Genomic DNA, 18,222 nt, shown 5'->3' on the forward strand with positions numbered 1-18,222 from the left:
TTTCACACTTCAGTGAGGAGCTTTATGACCTCGCTGGGTGTTTTCAGTAAATACTTCGCACCATGTTCTCTTAGTTCAGCCTCATCCCTAAAACCCCATAATGCACCTAAAGCTATCATGCCTGCGCGGTTTGCCGTTTGCATATCAATCATCGTATCACCCAAGTAATAACACGCCTCAGGCTTTACATGTAAAAGCTCACAAATTTCTAAAGCAGCGCTAGGGTCTGGCTTTCTAGGCACACCCTCCCTAACACCAAAGACCACTTCAAAATCCCATTGGCGTAAGTATTTTACTGCACACATTTTTGTGAAACTATCAGGTTTGTTGGAAAGAATTGCCATCTTAAACCCACGAGCGTGTAAAAAGGTAAGCATTTTACTTACCCCCTCATACAACGTTGTATTTTGATGAAACTGCTTTGTATAATGCGACTCAAACAATCCAACTGCCTTTTGAATCGTCTCTTTTTCTTGAGGATTGGAGGCAAAAATGTTTTCAAACAGTTTAAAAACACCCTCCCCCACAAAATAACGGTATTTATCATGCTCTTCTGCTTGAAAACCCAGACTTTTCAAGGCAAAATTAGCACTGATAGCAATATCTTCTAGCGTATCTAGGAGCGTGCCATCTAAATCAAAAACAATCACTTTTTTCATATTAATTTTTACATGTAATGCTCGTATCTTCATACGGCATATTTAAAAAACCACATACAGTTTGAGTTACACGCTCAGGTGTTAAACCAAACTTTTCAAATAAAAGCTCTGCTGGAGCACTCGCACCAAAACGTTTCATCCCAATAACTTCATCGGCAAAGCGGTACCATTCATTCCCTGCACTCGCTTCAATCGCAATGACTTTTGTTTTAGGATCAATAATGGTTGCAATGTATGCTTTTTCTTGCTCAACCAATAAATCAAAACATGGCACACTGACGATATTGGCATTCACACCCAACTTTGCCAAACGACACCCCACTTGAAGCGCAAGATAGACTTCACTGCCACTTGCCATCAAAGTAAGCGTAGCATTCTCACGCTTTGTCAGTAAATAACCGCCATTTTCAACATCACCATAAGCTCTATCATCTTTGAGTGCTTTTAGTTTTTGGCGAGAACAAACAAACGCTGCTGGTGCTTGCATACCAAGTGCCTTTTGCCATGCTTTTACATTTTCTCTGCCATCACACGGACGGTAGACATAAAAGTTTGGAAGCGCTCTAAATTGACTGAGTTGCTCAATAGGCTGATGCGTTGGTCCATCTTCTCCCACACCAATGCTATCGTGTGTCCAGATATAAAAATTTTTAAGTTTCATGAGTGCCGCTAAACGAACCGAAGGCTTCATGTAATCACTAAAAATAAAAAATGTTGCGCCATAGGGAATAAAAAGCCCATACAAAGCAAATGAGTTAATAATAGCACCCATCGCATGTTCACGAATACCAAAGTGCATATTGCGTCCAAATGGAAAATCTCCCATGCCTGCTAATTCGCTTTTATTGGAAGGTCCCAAATCGGCACTTCCTCCCAAAAAGCTAGGAAGTGCTTTGGCAATCGCATTGAGGATTTTTCCATTACTATCACGTGTTGCCACATCGCTCTCAAAATTAGGCCACTCAATTTTTGAGAGATCAGGATTTAAAAGGGCTTCAAAAAGTTCCTTTTGCTCAGGAGTAAGACTGTTTTTAATAAGTGTATTCCATTGCGCTTCTGCAAGGTCTCCTTTTTCAAGAGCACAACTAAAGCGTGCTTTGACATCTTCATCCACAACAAAACTTTGCTCAGGATCAAATCCTGCTTTGATTTTTGCATTTTTAATCTCATCACATCCAAGAGGAGCCCCATGCGCATGATGGCTTCCTTCCATCTCACACGCACCTTTAGCAATAATCGTATCTGCAATAATCAAATAGGGTTTTGTTTGCTCTTTTGCTTGCTCTAACACAGCATTAATTTCATCATAATCATGCCCATCAATACGTGAAACTTCCCATCCTTGTGCCTCGAAACGATGCTTTACATCTTCGCTCCACGCAATCGAAGTATCACCCTCAATGGTAATAGCATTGCTATCATAAATAACCACTAAATTATCTAAAGCTAAATGCCCCGCTAAAGAACACGCTTCATAGCTAATGCCCTCTTGAAGATCACCATCGCCACACAAACAATAGACTTTATGGGAGATGACTTCTGCGCTAGGTTTGTTCAAAATATTTGCAGCATACTTTGCCGCCATAGCAAAACCAACGGCATTAGAAATACCCTGCCCTAAAGGTCCTGTAGTCACTTCAACGCCTGGCACATCACCGTATTCTGGATGCCCTGGTGTTTTACTGCCTAGTTGTCTAAAATTTTTTAAATCTTCAATGCTTAAATCATACCCACTCAAATGTAAAAATGAATAAACAAGCGCGGAGGCATGTCCACCACTAAAAACTAAACGGTCACGATTCATCCATTTTGGATTTTTGGGATTATGATGAATATGTCTAGCCAAAATAGTCACAATATCAGCAAGTCCCATCGGTGCACCTGGATGCCCACTATTGGCACGTTGCACCATATCTGCTGCTAAAAAGCGTATTGTATCGGCTTGTTTTTTTAATAACGTTTTATTTTCCATTTCTCTTCCTCAATCAAACTTTAAAATAATCATTCATAATACCTTGAAGCCTTTTTGCCAAAGGTGCTTCAAGCTTTGTTAATTCTTCCTCCAACTCACGCAAGAGCCTCTCTTTTTCCATCAACGCACCATCTAAGCCTAAAAGATTGACAAAAGAGTTTTTGTGGCTATCATTTTGGATAGGCTTTCCCGCTTCTTCAGGACTCAATGTCGCATCAATAATGTCATCTTGCACTTGAAACAAAAGCCCTAATTTTAATCCAAATTGGTACAGTGTCTCTTGCGTTGCCTTATCCAATTCACAAATCACAGCTCCCATAAGAAGAGATGCTGCAATAAGTTTGGCTGTTTTATGTACATGTAAAAAGCTTAGTTGTTCCACATCCAAACGTTTGTCTTCAAAAAAACAATCAATCGCTTGCCCTAGAACCATACCAAAAATACCCGCATCACCTGAGAGAATGGAAACAAGTTTAATCTTAGTTTCGGCACTCAAAGGGGCATTGGCTATTCTATAAAACGCATGGGTATTAAGCGCATCACCAACTAACACAGCCGTTGTTTCATCATAGCTTACATGTAAAGTCGGATGCCCTCTTCTTAACTGCGCATTATCCATGCAAGGAAGATCATCATGAATCAATGAATACGTATGCATCATCTCTAAGCCCAAACTTACATGTAAAGCATTTTCAAGCAATAAAGGAGAAGAAGATTCAACAACACTTAAGAGCAAAAGTGGGCGAAAACGTTTACCTCCCACATCAAGCATTTCGCTAAGCGCACGGTTAAAATGAGGGTGGAAACTCTCGACAGTAGGAAGCTCTTTTTTTAAAAAAGCTTCAAATGTTTCAACTAAAATTTTAGAACTCAAACGATCCCTTTTAACGTTTTAAGGTAACAAAAAATTGAAAATCATCACGATCAAAGAGCAAACTCATATCATGTGCACGATTTTTCGCTAAATATGCGTCAGCTTCAGACACACGCTCCATAGGAACTCGATCAATTTGCATCAAACGATCTCCGATTTTAAGACCACTCTTTTCTGCAAAGGAACCTCGCTCAATGCCAATAATTTTAAGATCATTGTCAAACTTAAAGCCTTTAGTTTGTAAATAACTCTCTTTTTTAGGAGGCGGTGTTTTTTTCACTTTAGGTGCTTCCACTTTTTTAGCTTCCACTTTTGGTGCTAAGATATTCTCTTCAATCCATGCATTATCCCGCTGAATTTGAGCGCTCACCTTACTTAAATCTTTAAAACTTTTCAGTGCTTCACCAAACTCACTGACATTGGTCACTTTTTTTCCATTTAATAGGGTGATTTTATCACCTGCTTTTAAACGTGCCTCTTTAAAAAGAGGGTCAACAAAATCAACGATAACACTCTCATTACCATCGACAATGCGCACTCCTAATTCTGAAAAAGAAGCACTTTTCCCGAGCATAAACTGCTCCAATGCTTCACTACCAATAAAAAATTTATCACCAATGCCTAAGCCATACATTTCACAGCACAAGCCACCCACAATGGCATTGACTTCGCCCACGCCTCCAAATTCAAAAAACTCATTGGCACTTTTTCCTATTTTTGAAGCATTGACCGCAATAATAGATTTGTCCGTCATGCTTCCAAGCCATTCGCCTAATTTTAATTCTGCTGTCGTTTTTAGTTTCATAGGCATTAAAGGTTTTGGCGACTCAAACAGATAGAGATGCGAAAGATAATCATATTTAGCATAAGCAACGCTGGGCTTCTCTTTGGAATAGGCAACCGCATACTTTTCACTCAAAGCAATCGCTCGGGTATTTCCAAAATAGACAATGGAGCCTTTGTTTTTTTCATAACACTGTGAAAAATCAGGATACACAAACTCTGCTTTATTGGCAACGATAGGGGCATCCGCTGCAAAAAGAATACACGCTATGCTAAGAAAAAAAAGAGTAATACGTTTCACTCACGCTCCTTATGGCTTTATGCCAAATCCTCCAAAATGAGAAAGCATTTGGTTTGTTGCCAGTTTTTTATTATCTTCAACCATCTTTGTGACATCGTTCATCGCACTGATTAACAAAATTTGTAATGACTCTTTGTCGTTTAAAAGAGAATCATCAATAGTAATATCAATCACTTCACCATTGCCATTCATGCTCACACTGACAAGCCCACCACCACTTTTGGCCGTAAACTCTTTAGTGCTTGCCTCTTCTTGCATCTTTTGCGCTTGTTTTTGTGCCTCTTCAAGCATAGCACCCATTTTAGATAAATCAAAATTTTCAAACATTAAATATAGTCTCTTACTTCCACCATGGCATTGCTCTCATCCACTAAGACAACGGTCGGTTTAAATGTTTGTATCTCATTTTCATTCAAATGGGCATACGCAATAATAATAATTTTATCCCCAATATGTGCCTTTCTAGCAGCAGCACCATTAAGACAAATATCTTTTTGACCTGCACGTCCCTCAATCACATAGGTCGTAAAACGCTCACCGTTGTTAATATTCACCACTTCTACTTTTTGACCTACTTTTAAATGAGACGCTTCAATTAACTCTTTATCAATCGTAATAGACCCAACATAGTTCAAATTCGCATCCGTGACCGTGGCTCTGTGAATTTTACTGTATAACATCTCTAGCGTCATCGCTTTTATACCTCATTCAAGTTAAGAAATTTGTTTATTTTATCCTATTTTTGCTTAGCCCATCGTGCAAGAATCTCTTGAACCACAACCCTATCATCAAAAGGATGCTTCACCCCTGCAATCTCCTGATAGGTTTCATCCCCTTTTCCAAGGATAAGCACCACATCATTCAACCCTTGCATTACAAGCGCTTGCTCAATAGCTTCGTAACGATCTACCTTTACATGTAAAGATTCTTTGGCATGCATGCCACTTAAAATTTCATCAATGATGGTCTGAGGATTTTCAGAACGTGGATTGTCACTGGTGACAATAATCTTTTTAGCATACCGTTCTGCCATTGCCCCCATTTTAGGACGCTTCGTGCGATCCCTATCGCCTCCTGCTCCAAAAACGACAATCACATCACGCTCTTTCATACTCTCTAAAACTTTTTCCATCCCATCAGGCGTGTGTGCAAAATCAACAATGACCAATGGCTCTTGTGAAACCACTTGCATGCGTCCCTCCACACCACCAAAATGCGAAACTGCTTCGCAAATCTCTTCCATACTCGCACCTTTTAACATATCCACAGCGCCAATGGCAGCTAAAAGATTGTAAAGATTGAAAAAACCATGCATTGATGACTCAAATTCATAAACTTTCTCAATTTTTGAAACCGCTGCACTGATACCCTCTTTTAAAGAATAGGCTAAAATTTTATACGTTGCAGGATGTTCTATGCCATAACTCATAGCATTGGTGCGATTAAAGCGAATATTACGTTCATCTTTATTGATGAGCTTTAAACTTTCATCTTCAAAAAAACGACTCTTAATAGCAATATACTCCTCAATGCTCTTATGAAAATCTAAATGATCTTGCGTAACATTGGTTAAAATTTTGAGTGCAAAGCTGAGTCCATCAATACGATTTTGAGCAATCGCATGAGAGCTCACTTCCATGACAAAATACTCACATCCTTGCTCTACTGCCATTTTTAAATTTTTAATCGTTTGCAAAATAGGAGGAGTCGTTAAACTCTTCTCTTCAATACGCACATCATTGATAAAACAACCACGTGTGCCTTGTAATCCCACTTTTTTGCCAACATCAAGCAAAATAGAATAAATAGCAGCTGCTGTGGTCGTCTTCCCATTCGTACCTGTTATACCAATAATTTTAATCTTTCCCTCAATCTCTAAAAGTGATAAACACTCTTTGGCAGAAATAATCTTTACACATCCATTTTCAATTGCTTTTTGCGCATAAGAGCGATTTTGATCTGTTGAAACAAAAATCGTTGAAGCATCACATTCGGCTGAATTATCCGTTACATGTAAAAATGGAGCATGATTTTCTAATGCTATTTTCAAAGAATTTCTCCCTATTTTTGTACTTTTTTAATCAAAGATAAAAGCTGTTCGTCATTAGGGAAAAGGGTCACAGCACTTTCAAGGTAATTGAGTGACATTTCAACAAAACCATTCTCCATTAATTTTGAAAGAAAATCAACAAAATCTTCTTTTTTAGAAATGATAACTTTTGTTGAAAACATAATATCTTCAAAAGCTTCTTTGAAACTACCCCGAGAGTTAATTAATGCAAGGAAATCTTCATATTTAATGCCATTTTCTGCATTAATACGCATTTCTAAATCATTGTGCTTAAAAAGATGAGCTATTTTTTCACTATTTCTTTCGACAGAATCAATCATATCTTGAAATAATTCTTCAAACGATTCACTTGAGTTTTGTTGGTTCATAAGATAATATTCAAAAAGGGCTAAAGCTTGCTCCTCATTATGTGATGCTAAATCGCATAAAATAGCACCAATACGAGCCTCCTTTGATTGAGGTTCTTCACTAAGTGCTAAAGAAAACTCAAACAATGCCTCCTTAAAATTTTTTTCATAAAATTTTGCAATACCTTTTTTACTATGTGCGTTCATTACTCTCCAAATGCTTCAAACTCATATTCAGCCCCTGGTAAAATATTAATCACTTCAAGTTCGGGGTGTATATCAATACGTAATTGACGTTCAACTCCATATTTTAATGTTTGCCCACTGGAAGCACACCCTTGACAAGCACCTTGTAATTGCACAAAAACATGCCCTTTTTTAATGCCAAGTAATGTTAATCCTCCGCCATCTAATGCTAACATGGGTTTAATTTTTTCAAGTGATTTTTCAACGGCAGGAAGTAACTCTTCATCGCTAAATGGTATCATAAATTCTCCTATAGAAAAGTAGCTAATTTAACAATAGTTTGCGTTAAAAGTGACTTAATTTATGCATTGACTTTGATAGGAAGGGAATAGTGAGTGTGAAAGATAACAAAGAAGATTGGGGAAAAATCCCCAAATATAAAGAATTAAACGAGCTCTAAAAACGCCATTGGCGCTGCATCGCCTTTTCTGATACGTGTTTTAATAATACGGGTATAACCACCGTTTCTTTCCACATATTTAGGGGCAATTTCATTCACAAGTTTTTTGGTACACTCTTTATCTTGAAGTGCAGCAAAAACTGTCTTATGAGCGTGATCACCACCAACTCCAGCTTTTGTAATTAATTTTTCAACATATCCTCTAAGCTCTTTTGCTTTAGGAAGTGTTGTCTCAATTTTTTCATATTTAATGACCGCTATAGCCATGTTCTTCAACAACGCTGCTCTGTGTGATGAAGTACGACCAAGCTTTCTGTATCCATGCTTATGTCTCATAAATTAACCCTCGTTGACTTCAGATTTTAAATCTTCAATTTTTTTCTTAAGCAGACTCGCTGTTTCTTCAGAAAAGTTATACCCTACTGGATAACCACTCTCTTCCATAACTTGTCTAATCTCTTCTAACGATTTTTTGCCTAGGTTTTTGAGATCTTTCAATTCTGTTTCGCTCATCAATGAAAGCTCACCAATATATTTAACCTCAGCTCGATCCAAACAGTTGAAACTACGTGCGCTTAGATTTAACTCTTCCACGCTCTGTAATAACTTTGCCAATTCAACATTTTCGTTAGAACTCTCACTTTTTGGAGCCACTGCAATATCCAAAATACCATTAAATACTGACATTTGAGAATACATTGCTTCAAGTGAATTTTTAAATGCCTCAATGGGAGAAACCAAACCATCTGTTTCAATTGTAAACACAATTTTTTCATAGTTAGGATTGTCTTCAACTAAAACATTCTCTATTTCGTAAACAGCTCTTTTCACTGGTGTAAAGAAAGCATCTAAGGCAATAAAATCATCCCCAACTATATCTCTAATATTTTCACTGGGGACATACCCGATTCCCTTTTCAACAATCAAAGAAAAATTGAGTTCTGCATCTTCATTGATTGTTGCCAGATAAGCATCTGGCGTAACAATTTCAATATGTGAATTTGCAAGATCACTGCCTTTAATCTCACGTGGACCAGAAAAAGAGTAGTTAACTTCTACACGCTTTTCATCGCCTTTAAGTTTAAAGCGAATATTTTTAAGATTAATAATAAAAAGAGCAACATCTTCAAGCATACCACGCATGCTATCAAATTCATGGGTTACGCCCTCAATCTTTACAGCCGTTGGAGCCGATCCTACGGTACTACTTAAAAGCAATCTGCGTAGAGGATGTGCCAATGTTACAGCAAAACCTGATTCAAACGGATAGGCACTGATTTGAACCTTACTTGCTGAAATATTTTCGACCTCAATTTCAGTTGGCATGTAAGCTGATGTATTGATTTTTTTCATATGCTACCTACTTTATTATTTAGAGTATAGCTCAACGATTAATCTTTCTTCAACCGGAATAACTACTTCTTCTCTCTCAGGTATTCGTGTAAAAATACCCATTGCTTTTTCTCTTTCAACATCAACCCACGGTGCAATACCAGTTTGTTGTGTTAATTCAAGCGCTCTTTTGATTTGAGGGTTATTTTTAGATTTTTCACACACCTCAACTTTATCACCTGCACGAACAATATAGGAAGGAATATCTACTTTGCTTCCATTCACTAAAAGATGTCCGTGTGTTACAAGTTGGCGCGCAAATCTTCTGGTAGTTGCAAACCCCATACGATAAACAACATTATCAAGTCTTCTTTCAATTAAAAGAACAAGATTAATACCGGTATTACCCTCTTTTCTTGCTGCTTCATCAAAAATACGTCTGAACTGTTTTTCAGAAACTCCATACATAAATTTAGCTTTTTGCTTCTCTCTTAATTGAAGTCCATACTCACTAATTTTTGCTCTTCTTTGTCCGTGTTGACCTGGTGCATATGGACGCTTATCTAATGCGCTTTTACCAGCAAGTCTTCGCTCACCTTTAAGGGCTAAGCTAACACCAAGTCTTCTCTCGAGCTTTTCGACTGGTCCTCTATATCTTGCCATTTTTTCTCCTAATCTATTGCATAAACGAAAAAATTTATTCTGTTTTTCTTCTAAAAGTATATTCTAAAGCTAGAATTATACTCTTCGTCTTTTTGGAGGTCTACAGCCATTATGTGGTAAAGGAGTAATGTCTTTTAAGAAAGAGACTTTTATACCCTCTGTTGTACCAGCACTTTTTACCGCTGTTTCACGACCACTGCCTGGTCCTTGAACTTTGATACCGATTTCTTTGAGACCATGTTCTTTTGCTTTGGTAAGTGCATCTTCAACAGCTTGTTGTGCGGCATAAGGGGTAGATTTTTTGCTACCTTTAAAACCCAAACTTCCTGCACTACTCCATGCAATAACATTTCCCATCTCATCAGTTACAGTAACGACAGTGTTATTAAATGTTGCCGAGATATAGATAATACCTTTAGCAATATTTTTTTTAACAACTTTTTTACGTACTACTTTTCTTTTTGCCATCTGTTTCCCTTTGAGACTTCGTTATTTAGCTTTAGCGCCAACGGTGCGTTTTTTACCTTTACGGGTACGCGCATTCGTTTTTGTTTTTTGACCTCGAACTGGCAAGCCTTTTCTATGTCTAAGTCCACGGTAACTTCCCATGTCCATTAATGCTTTAATGTCCATAGCTACTTTTTTACGAAGATCACCCTCTACTTGAAAACCTGCTTGAATTTCTTTACGAATTGCTGCAACATCGTCTTCACTTAGTTCATGAACTCTTTTATCAAACGAAATTCCAGTTGCTGTTAAAATAGCTCTAGAACTTGTTAAACCTATACCATAGATGTATGTTAGACCATACTCTACTCTTTTCTTCATTGGAAGGTCTACACCTGCAATCCTTGCCATGATTATCCTTGTCTCTGTTTATGTTTTGGATTTACGCAAATGACTCTAACGATATTTTTTCGTTTGATCACTTTGCACTTATCGCACATCTTCTTTACAGAAGGTCGTACTTTCATTGTGACTCCTGAACTTTTTTTCCACTGGAATTTTGAGTTAAACTGTCACAGGTTTGATGATGTTTTCAAACCAACAATCGAAAAAACAGTGGTTCCTTTTTCGATTATTCTTCACACAGTTTTACAAAAGGGGCTAATTATACAGAATTTAAGCTAATACTTTACTTATATCTGTAGGTTATACGCCCTTTATCCAAACTATACGGGGTTAACTCAACTTTAACGGTATCCCCTGGCATTATTTTAATATAATGCATTCTCATTTTTCCAGCAATATGACATAAAATCACATGACTGTTCTGTACTTCAACTTTAAACGTTGCATTGGGAAGAGCTTCTATCACTTTCCCATCAATCTCAATAACATCATCTTTTGCCATTTAACCTCCTAGACTTTCAAGATAGCGACAAAATCTCTGCTTTACCATCTATGATAGCAACCGTATGCTCATAGTGGCTTCCTCTTAACCCATCTGTTGATACCACAGACCACTTATCTTCTAAAATTTTAGGTGTACCCTCTTTATGGCAAATCATTGGTTCAATACAAAAAACCATACCATTTTTAATTTTAGGACCACTTTTAGGATTATTACCCTCTAAATAATTGGGTAATTCTGGTTCTTCATGCGGTTTTCGACCAATTCCATGACCACAAAAACCTCGAAGAGGGACATATCCCCTAGCGTGAATAAACTGTTCTATAGCATGGCTTAACTCTTTAAAACGCATCTCTGCATGAATAATATCAATAGCATAATACAAAGCATCCTTAGCACATGCTATTAATGATTCATCCTCTTTTGATATTTGCCCCACACCAATCGTTACAGCAGAATCACCATACCAGCCATCCACTTCAGTACCAATATCCATGCCAATAATATCACCCTCTTTTAGTGCATACTCCGTTGGTATTCCATGAATAATCACTTCATTGACAGAAGTACATACCCCTGCAGGAAAACCATAAAGTCCCTTAAATGCAGGGCGAGCACCTAAACTTTGCATATAAGACTCACCCATGGCATTTAATTCTTTCAAACGCATGCCTGGGTGAATATTACATGTAAGATATTCAAGTGTTTTTGCAACAATTTTATTCGCATCAGAAAGCTTTGCAATTTCTTGCGCTTTTTTAATGGTTATTGCCATAATCTTAGAGTCCTACAGCACTCAATGTCTCATATTTATTCATGTACATTTGTGCTTCAATTTTACGCATCGTATCTAAGGCTACTTGAACAACAATTAAGACAGCCGTTCCTCCAAAATAAAATGGTACACCCATTACTTTGACAAGTACCCATGGAAGTGTCGAAATCAATCCTAAATAAATTGAACCCCAAAGTGTTAATCTTCCAGCAACATCATTTAAATACAAAGCCGTGCTTTCTCCTGGTCGAACACCTGGTATAAAGCCACCTTGTTTTTTGAGATTTTCTGAAATATCTTTTGCATTAAAAACAATGGATGCATAAAAATAAGCAAAGAAAATAACAAACAAAAACGTAAGAACATTAAAGACATAACTGTTTGGATTTAAAAAATCATGAATTGCTTGAACAATTGGATTGGTACTTGCTTGCATAATCGTTGATGGAAACATCAAAATTGCACTAGCAAAAATAGGAGGAATAACACCACTAAGATTCATCTTAATAGGTACGTAATTCATAATACGTTTATGTTGATTTTGAAGAACTACTTTGCGTGAATATGAAATAGGAACCCTACGTTCACCCATCTCAACATAAATAATAGAACCTACTGTAGCCAGTATAACAAGAAGGATACCAATCACAACTAGAAAGTTTAATTCTCCTGTATTCACAAGATTAATGGTCCCACCAATTGCACTAGGAATTCCTGAAACAATACCTGCAAAAATAATTAAACTGATACCATTTCCAATGCCTCTTTGTGTAATTTGTTCACCAATCCACATCAACAGCATTGTTCCAGTTAACATACTCGCAGCTGCAATCGCTGAAAATGTTGTCATATCGAGCATAATAGCACTCTCACCTGATCGACCTGTCATTCCCCCTAATCCCACAGAAACACCAATCGCTTGCACAATTGTAATACCAATCGTTGCGTATCGGATAATCTGCATGTACTTTACCATACCATCACGTTCTTTTTTCATTTTACCAAGTGCAGGGAAGGTAGCAGCAAGAAGTTCCATGATAATTGAAGCAGTAATATAAGGCATAATACCTAAGGAGATAATGCTTAATCGTTCAGCAGCATTGCCACTGAACATATTAAACATACCAAGAGCATTTGAGCTATTGGAGTCGAAGAACTCTTTAATTACCTCTATATTTACACCAGGAACTGGTACATATGCCAAAATCCTATATGCAAAAATAAAACCCAATGTAACTAAAATCTTCCTCGTGAGATCTTGATTCATCTACTCATTCCAGTAAACACAACATTCTCATCTTTAATTTTTGAAGCAAGTTCTTTTGCACCTGCGCCAATCAATTTTACTTTAACAATGCTGCTAGAAATTTTATGAACTGTTCTAATTGCATCAACAGTAATTTCAGCTAATTCTTTAACAGCTGTAATTTTATCAATATTGATGACATAAGGTTTCTCAATTTTAGAAGTAAAACCAACTTTTGGTAATCTTCTTTGAAGAGGTTGTTGACCACCTTCAAAACCTCTTTTTCTTTTATATCCTGTACGAGACTTTTGTCCGTTAGCACCACGGCTAGCAGTTTTTCCCATACCACTACCTTGACCACGACCTACGCGTTTGATCTTTTTGGTAGAGTTTTCTGCTGGGGTAAGATTATCTAATGCCATTTTGAATCCTTTTCTTCACTTAACTTTTAATCATGCTAAGAGCTTTAATCGTTGCTCTTACCACATTAGAAGCATTGTTTGAACCCAATGACTTTGTCAAAATATCCTTAATACCTGCAAGTTCCACAACAGGACGTGTTGCACCACCAGCAATCACACCCGTACCATCACTAGCTGGTTTAAGAATAATACGACTTGCATTAAATTTAACTTCAACATCATGTGCAATTGTTGAGCCTTTAATATTCACTTTGACAATGTTTTTAAATGCATCATCAACAGCTTTTCGAATCGCATCAGGAACCTCTTTAGCTTTACCAAAACCAAAGCCAACAAGACCTTTTTTATTTCCAACAACGACAAGTGCTGTAAATCTAAAACGTCTACCACCTTTAACAACTTTTGTTACGCGGCCAATATTGACGATAACTTCTTCAAACTCTTCTCTGTTATATTTTTCCATTGAATCGTTTTCCTCTTCTTTTTCTTATAGCACTATGCCGTTTGCTCTAAGGCCATCAGCAAAAGCAGCAACTACGCCATGATACAAATAGCCATTTCTATCATAAACAACTTGAGTTAAATTTTTAGCTTTTAGTGTATCTGCAAATGCTTTTGCAACTTCTGTTGCAGCTGCTTTACTTGAATTAAATCCTAATTTTTTACCATCCACACTTGCTAAAGTAACACCTGTAACATCATCAATTGCCTGCGCATAAAGATAGCGATTAGATTTAAAAAGAGAAATTCTAGGTCTTGCAACTGTACCAGAAATATCAGCTCTAACTCTTCTTTTTCGCTTAACTCTTAATGCAAGTTTTCGTTTTAAAATATTTGCTCTCATTTCCTACCCTTACTTCTTGGAAGTTTTTCCGGCTTTACGGATAATAGTCTCATCAATATACTTGATACCTTTACCTTTATACGGTTCAGGAGCCCTAAAACTTCTGATCTCAGCAGCAATTTGACCAACGACTTGCTTATCATCACCAACAATTGTGATTACGTTTTTCTCAACACTTACTTGAATATCTTGTGGAAATTCATAGTTAATTGGATGAGAGTAACCCAGTTGAAGCTCAAGAACTTTACCATTAACAGCAGCTTTATAACCAACACCGTTAATTTCAAGTTGCTTTTTAAAACCTTCTGTTAGACCCGTAATAACATTTTGACCAAGTGCGCGGTATGTGCCCCAAAAAGCACTGCTCTGACGATCAGTACCTTTTGAAATAAACACAAGTTCACCCTCTTGAACGTTTACGTCAACATTTCCCTTAGTGTCCAATACTTTTTGAACACTACCTTTTTTAAACTCTACTAAATCACCGTTTACTGACACTTCAACGCCAGCAGGTATTTTAATAGGTTTTTTACCAATACGAGACATTTTATTTCCTTTTACTTGTCTACGATAAGCTTACATCTTAGAATGGATATCGAATACCATAAAAGAACAGCAATTACCAAATACTACAAATAACTTCGCCACCAAGACCTGCTTTGTGTGCGTCGTCATTACTAAGAACACCTTTTGATGTACTAACAACAATGGTACCATACCCATTTTTGAAGCGTTTAATTTCATCAGAACCTTTATAGACTCTACGTCCTGGTTTTGAAATCTTTTTCACTTCATTGATAACTTGAGCACCTCTTGCATCATACTTCAAAACAACATTGATAAACTTTTTAGGACCTTCTTCAACAACGTTAAAACTTTCGATATAACCTTTGTTCTGAAAAATAACTAAAATTGCTTCAACCAGTTTTGAATGCATTAACTTCGTCACATCAAGTTTTCTCATTGATGCATTTCTGATTCTTGTTAAAGAATCTGCTACTAGATCATTAATCATAGTCTATTTCCTTACCAGCTTGCTTTTTTGAGGCCTGGAATAAGACCCTCATTTGCCATTTTACGAAGACAAATTCTGCAGATACCAAAATCTCTGTAAACAGAGTGTGGACGTCCACAAATTTGACATCGTGTGTATGCTCTTACTTGAAACTTAGGCTTTCTAGCAGCCTTTGCAATCATTGATTTTTTAGCCATATTATTTACCTTTTGCGAACGGCAAACCAATGAGTTCAAGAAGTCTAAATGCTTCTTTATCATTGCTAGCAGTTGTTACGACTGTAATATTCATTCCGTGAGTTTTCATGATATTATCATACTCAACCTCTGGGAACATCAATTGCTCATTTAAACCAAAGTTATAGTTTGCTCTTCCATCAAATCCAGATCGCGGAAGACCTCTAAAATCTTTTACTCTTGGAAGTGCTACAGAAATGAGCTTATCCAAAAATGCGTACATATTCTCTTTGCGAAGGGAGACTTTAACCCCTACAGGGTATCCTGCACGTACTTTAAAACCCGCAACGGATTTTTTAGCATTCGCAACAACCGCTTTTTGACCAGCGATTAGAGAGATGGTATCGACGATATTTTGCAATAACTTCGTATCTTTACCTTCTTCACCAGCGCCAACGCTGATAACGATTTTTTCGATTTTAGGAGCCAACATAGAATTAGCAATATTAAACTCTTTGACCAATGCTGGTTGCACTTCAGCATTAAATTTCTCTTGCAATCTGTTCATTATTTACCCTCTACTTTAGCCACATTAGAGACATGAATTGGTTTTTCAACATTAGCAAAACCACCTTTTGGATTACTCTCACTTGGCTTAATGGCTTTTTTTGCTACTTTGCAACCCTCAACAACGACTTGTGAAGTTTTTGGCAAAACTTGAACAACTTTTGCCTCTTTACCTTTATCGTCGCCTGCGATTACTTTAACAGTATCGCCTTTTTTAATTTTCATCTTTGTTGCCATTATAATACCTCCGGCGCCAAAGATACGATTTTCATAAAGTTAGCATAACGAACTTCACGACCGACTGGTCCGAAAATACGTGTACCGATTGGCTCTCTTTTGTTATCAAGAATAACAGCAGCATTTTCATCAAAACGAATCAATGAGCCATTTTCTCTTTGGATCTCTTTTTTTGTTCTAACGATAACCGCTTTTACCACTTGCCCTTTTTTCACTTTACCACTTGGTAATGCTTTTTTAACAGACGCAATGATTACATCACCCACGGTTGCATAACGACGTTTACTACCGCCTAGAACTTTAATACACATGATCTCTTTAGCACCACTGTTATCAGCTACTGCTAATCTTGTAAAACTTTGAATCATTATTCAACTCCTACTTTAACAATAGCACTGAGTCTAAAAGACTTTCTTTTTGAAAGTGGTCTGCACTCAATAGCACTTACCGTGTCACCGATTTTGACTTGGTTGCTCTCGTCATGGACTAGGTATTTTTTGAAACGTTTCACGAATTTACGATATCGTGGATGCATAACGCGTCTTTCAACTAAAACAGTGATTGTTTTATCGCCTGCTTTTTGAACAACTACGCCTTGAATCTCTCGTTTTAAAGCCATTAGTTACCCCTTACTTGAGCAGAAATAGCCGTATTAATACGTGCGATATCTCTTCTAACTTCTTTAATCTCATTCGGATTAGTCAGTTGCATTGTTTTTAACTTTTGTCTTAATGTAAACAAAAGAACCTTTTTCTCTTTTAACAATTCTGCAAGCTCTGATGCGCTTTTGCTATTTAAATCAATATACTTCATTTTCGCTCTCTCGAGTTACAATCTTGGTTTTGAAAGGCAATTTGTGCATTGCAAGGGTTAATGCTTCACGCGCTAACTCTTCAGACACACCTGCCATTTCAAAAATAATTCTGCCAGGCTTAATATTCATAACCCATTTATCCACAGAGCCTTTACCTTTACCCATTCTGGTTTCAAGTGGCTTAGCCGTTAAAGGTTTATCTGGGAATACACGAATCCATGTTTTTGCTTGACGCTTAACGTGACGAGTATAAGCAATCCTTGCCGCTTCAATTTGGCGTGAATCAATACGACCCGCTTCAACCGCTTTTAGACCAATTTCACCAAAAGAGATAGAAGCACCACTTTGCGCTTCACCGCGATTGCGGCCTTTCATCTGCTTTTTGTATTTTGTTCTTTTAGGCATTAACATTAGTTTTTACCTCTCTCTTTACGCGCTCTAGGCTTACGTGTATTTTCTTTTTCAGGTGCATCTTCTTTTTCAGGTGCAAGACCTTTTACAAGAACTTCACCTTTGAAAATCCATACCTTAACACCAATTACACCGTATGTAGTATGAGCTTCTGCAAAACCGTAATCGATTTTTGCACGAAGAGTATGAAGTGGAACACGTCCTTCTAAGTACCATTCCGTTCTTGCCATCTCTGCACCGCCCAAACGACCAGCAACAGAAATTTTAATACCCTTAGCACCTGATTTTTGTGCACCTTGAATTACTTTTTTCATGGCACGGCGGAATGCAACACGACGCTCAAGTTGCATAGCAACGTTTTCTGCACACAATTGCGCAGAAGCTTGAGGGCGTCTCTCTTCTTTAATATTAACATTTACATCTTTATTGATAAGCTTACTGAGTTTAAGTCTTAATTTCTCAATATCAGAACCTTTTTTACCAATGATGATACCAGGACGTGCAGCAACAACCGTTACTCTTAGTTTTTTAGCCGTACGTTCAATCAAAATTTGACTAACACCCGCATAGTAAAGTTCTTTTTTCAAAAATGTTCTGATTTTGTAATCTTCACCAATACTTGTTGCTAATGTTTGTTTACCAGGAAACCATCTTGAATCCCAGTTTCTATTAATACCAAGTCTTAAACCAATCGGATTTACTTTTTGACCCAT

Annotated in this window: 31 protein-coding genes; all 31 read right to left on the minus strand. The window is 37.2% G+C overall.

Features of this window, described 5'->3' with window-relative positions:
• Positions 1-2: 2 nt before the first annotated feature.
• The 31 genes from SULBA_RS10120 to rpsC all read right to left on the minus strand — a co-directional run bounded on the left by SULBA_RS10120 (position 3) and on the right by rpsC (position 18,222).
• Positions 3-692, minus strand: a complete 690-nt coding sequence (locus SULBA_RS10120; RefSeq protein WP_014770201.1) for an HAD family hydrolase — start codon at positions 690-692, stop codon at positions 3-5.
• Complete coding sequence (tkt, locus tag SULBA_RS10125) at positions 661-2,631, minus strand: transketolase (protein WP_014770202.1); 1,971 nt, start codon at positions 2,629-2,631, stop codon at positions 661-663. The genes SULBA_RS10120 and tkt overlap by 32 nt, the downstream gene beginning before the upstream one ends.
• A 13-nt stretch (positions 2,632-2,644) precedes the next feature.
• Positions 2,645-3,505 carry a polyprenyl synthetase family protein gene (locus SULBA_RS10130; RefSeq protein ID WP_014770203.1) on the minus strand — a complete coding sequence of 287 codons (861 nt, stop codon included), beginning with the start codon at positions 3,503-3,505 and terminating at the stop codon, positions 2,645-2,647.
• A 10-nt stretch (positions 3,506-3,515) separates the two neighbouring features.
• Positions 3,516-4,589, minus strand: coding sequence for a DUF7488 domain-containing protein (locus SULBA_RS10135; RefSeq protein ID WP_014770204.1), 1,074 nt, complete (start codon positions 4,587-4,589; stop codon positions 3,516-3,518).
• 9 nt (positions 4,590-4,598) lie between these two features.
• On the minus strand, positions 4,599-4,916 hold the full coding sequence (locus SULBA_RS10140) for a YbaB/EbfC family nucleoid-associated protein (RefSeq protein WP_014770205.1): 318 nt from the start codon (positions 4,914-4,916) through the stop codon (positions 4,599-4,601).
• A complete protein-coding gene (panD, locus tag SULBA_RS10145; protein WP_014770206.1) occupies positions 4,916-5,281 on the minus strand; it encodes an aspartate 1-decarboxylase in 366 nt (121 codons plus the stop codon). Before panD ends, SULBA_RS10140 begins: the two co-directional genes overlap by 1 nt.
• A 44-nt stretch (positions 5,282-5,325) precedes the next feature.
• The gene (locus SULBA_RS10150; RefSeq protein WP_014770207.1) at positions 5,326-6,639 is read right to left on the minus strand and encodes a UDP-N-acetylmuramoyl-L-alanyl-D-glutamate--2,6-diaminopimelate ligase; all 1,314 of its coding nucleotides are present in this window, start codon (positions 6,637-6,639) and stop codon (positions 5,326-5,328) included.
• An 11-nt stretch (positions 6,640-6,650) separates the two neighbouring features.
• On the minus strand, positions 6,651-7,214 hold the full coding sequence (locus tag SULBA_RS10155; RefSeq protein WP_014770208.1) for a tetratricopeptide repeat protein: 564 nt from the start codon (positions 7,212-7,214) through the stop codon (positions 6,651-6,653).
• The gene (locus SULBA_RS10160; RefSeq protein WP_014770209.1) at positions 7,214-7,495 is read right to left on the minus strand and encodes a NifU family protein; all 282 of its coding nucleotides are present in this window, start codon (positions 7,493-7,495) and stop codon (positions 7,214-7,216) included. Before SULBA_RS10160 ends, SULBA_RS10155 begins: the two co-directional genes overlap by 1 nt.
• A gap of 143 nt (positions 7,496-7,638) precedes the next feature.
• Entirely contained in the window at positions 7,639-7,989 is a 351-nt protein-coding gene (rplQ, locus tag SULBA_RS10165; protein WP_014770210.1) for a 50S ribosomal protein L17, read from the minus strand.
• Between the two features lie 3 nt (positions 7,990-7,992).
• Positions 7,993-9,006: a DNA-directed RNA polymerase subunit alpha gene (locus SULBA_RS10170; protein ID WP_014770211.1), complete on the minus strand. Its 1,014-nt coding sequence runs from the start codon at positions 9,004-9,006 to the stop codon at positions 7,993-7,995.
• 15 nt (positions 9,007-9,021) lie between these two features.
• On the minus strand, positions 9,022-9,648 hold the full coding sequence (gene rpsD / locus SULBA_RS10175; RefSeq protein ID WP_014770212.1) for a 30S ribosomal protein S4: 627 nt from the start codon (positions 9,646-9,648) through the stop codon (positions 9,022-9,024).
• 75 nt (positions 9,649-9,723) lie between these two features.
• Entirely contained in the window at positions 9,724-10,116 is a 393-nt protein-coding gene (rpsK, locus tag SULBA_RS10180) for a 30S ribosomal protein S11 (RefSeq protein ID WP_014770213.1), read from the minus strand.
• Positions 10,117-10,137: 21 nt separating this feature from the next.
• A complete protein-coding gene (rpsM, locus tag SULBA_RS10185) occupies positions 10,138-10,506 on the minus strand; it encodes a 30S ribosomal protein S13 (protein WP_012857708.1) in 369 nt (122 codons plus the stop codon).
• Between the two features lie 2 nt (positions 10,507-10,508).
• A complete protein-coding gene (rpmJ, locus tag SULBA_RS10190) occupies positions 10,509-10,622 on the minus strand; it encodes a 50S ribosomal protein L36 (protein ID WP_012857709.1) in 114 nt (37 codons plus the stop codon).
• A gap of 161 nt (positions 10,623-10,783) precedes the next feature.
• Positions 10,784-11,002 (minus strand): translation initiation factor IF-1, encoded by a 219-nt coding sequence (gene infA / locus SULBA_RS10195; RefSeq protein WP_012857710.1) that lies wholly within the window; start codon positions 11,000-11,002, stop codon positions 10,784-10,786.
• A gap of 16 nt (positions 11,003-11,018) precedes the next feature.
• Positions 11,019-11,777 carry a type I methionyl aminopeptidase gene (map, locus tag SULBA_RS10200; RefSeq protein ID WP_014770214.1) on the minus strand — a complete coding sequence of 253 codons (759 nt, stop codon included), beginning with the start codon at positions 11,775-11,777 and terminating at the stop codon, positions 11,019-11,021.
• A 4-nt stretch (positions 11,778-11,781) separates the two neighbouring features.
• Positions 11,782-13,044 (minus strand): preprotein translocase subunit SecY, encoded by a 1,263-nt coding sequence (gene secY, locus SULBA_RS10205; protein ID WP_014770215.1) that lies wholly within the window; start codon positions 13,042-13,044, stop codon positions 11,782-11,784.
• Positions 13,041-13,445 (minus strand): 50S ribosomal protein L15, encoded by a 405-nt coding sequence (rplO, locus tag SULBA_RS10210; protein ID WP_014770216.1) that lies wholly within the window; start codon positions 13,443-13,445, stop codon positions 13,041-13,043. Before rplO ends, secY begins: the two co-directional genes overlap by 4 nt.
• Before the next feature lie 19 nt (positions 13,446-13,464).
• On the minus strand, positions 13,465-13,908 hold the full coding sequence (gene rpsE / locus SULBA_RS10215; protein WP_012857714.1) for a 30S ribosomal protein S5: 444 nt from the start codon (positions 13,906-13,908) through the stop codon (positions 13,465-13,467).
• 24 nt (positions 13,909-13,932) lie between these two features.
• Positions 13,933-14,289 (minus strand): 50S ribosomal protein L18, encoded by a 357-nt coding sequence (gene rplR, locus SULBA_RS10220; protein WP_014770217.1) that lies wholly within the window; start codon positions 14,287-14,289, stop codon positions 13,933-13,935.
• A gap of 9 nt (positions 14,290-14,298) precedes the next feature.
• A complete protein-coding gene (gene rplF, locus SULBA_RS10225) occupies positions 14,299-14,835 on the minus strand; it encodes a 50S ribosomal protein L6 (RefSeq protein ID WP_014770218.1) in 537 nt (178 codons plus the stop codon).
• Between the two features lie 73 nt (positions 14,836-14,908).
• Complete coding sequence (gene rpsH, locus SULBA_RS10230) at positions 14,909-15,304, minus strand: 30S ribosomal protein S8 (RefSeq protein ID WP_014770219.1); 396 nt, start codon at positions 15,302-15,304, stop codon at positions 14,909-14,911.
• A gap of 11 nt (positions 15,305-15,315) precedes the next feature.
• A complete protein-coding gene (locus SULBA_RS10235) occupies positions 15,316-15,501 on the minus strand; it encodes a type Z 30S ribosomal protein S14 (protein WP_012857718.1) in 186 nt (61 codons plus the stop codon).
• Between the two features lies 1 nt (position 15,502).
• Entirely contained in the window at positions 15,503-16,048 is a 546-nt protein-coding gene (gene rplE, locus SULBA_RS10240) for a 50S ribosomal protein L5 (protein WP_014770220.1), read from the minus strand.
• Positions 16,048-16,284 carry a 50S ribosomal protein L24 gene (gene rplX, locus SULBA_RS10245; RefSeq protein WP_014770221.1) on the minus strand — a complete coding sequence of 79 codons (237 nt, stop codon included), beginning with the start codon at positions 16,282-16,284 and terminating at the stop codon, positions 16,048-16,050. The genes rplE and rplX overlap by 1 nt, the downstream gene beginning before the upstream one ends.
• Positions 16,284-16,652, minus strand: coding sequence for a 50S ribosomal protein L14 (gene rplN / locus SULBA_RS10250; RefSeq protein WP_012857721.1), 369 nt, complete (start codon positions 16,650-16,652; stop codon positions 16,284-16,286). The genes rplX and rplN overlap by 1 nt, the downstream gene beginning before the upstream one ends.
• Positions 16,652-16,903 carry a 30S ribosomal protein S17 gene (gene rpsQ, locus SULBA_RS10255; protein WP_014770222.1) on the minus strand — a complete coding sequence of 84 codons (252 nt, stop codon included), beginning with the start codon at positions 16,901-16,903 and terminating at the stop codon, positions 16,652-16,654. The genes rplN and rpsQ overlap by 1 nt, the downstream gene beginning before the upstream one ends.
• On the minus strand, positions 16,903-17,097 hold the full coding sequence (rpmC, locus tag SULBA_RS10260) for a 50S ribosomal protein L29 (protein ID WP_014770223.1): 195 nt from the start codon (positions 17,095-17,097) through the stop codon (positions 16,903-16,905). Before rpmC ends, rpsQ begins: the two co-directional genes overlap by 1 nt.
• Positions 17,084-17,509 carry a 50S ribosomal protein L16 gene (gene rplP / locus SULBA_RS10265; RefSeq protein ID WP_014770224.1) on the minus strand — a complete coding sequence of 142 codons (426 nt, stop codon included), beginning with the start codon at positions 17,507-17,509 and terminating at the stop codon, positions 17,084-17,086. Before rplP ends, rpmC begins: the two co-directional genes overlap by 14 nt.
• Positions 17,509-18,222 carry a 30S ribosomal protein S3 gene (gene rpsC / locus SULBA_RS10270; RefSeq protein ID WP_014770225.1) on the minus strand — a complete coding sequence of 238 codons (714 nt, stop codon included), beginning with the start codon at positions 18,220-18,222 and terminating at the stop codon, positions 17,509-17,511. The genes rplP and rpsC overlap by 1 nt, the downstream gene beginning before the upstream one ends.

The sequence above is a fragment of the Sulfurospirillum barnesii SES-3 genome (assembly GCF_000265295.1).
Classification (GTDB): domain Bacteria; phylum Campylobacterota; class Campylobacteria; order Campylobacterales; family Sulfurospirillaceae; genus Sulfurospirillum; species Sulfurospirillum barnesii.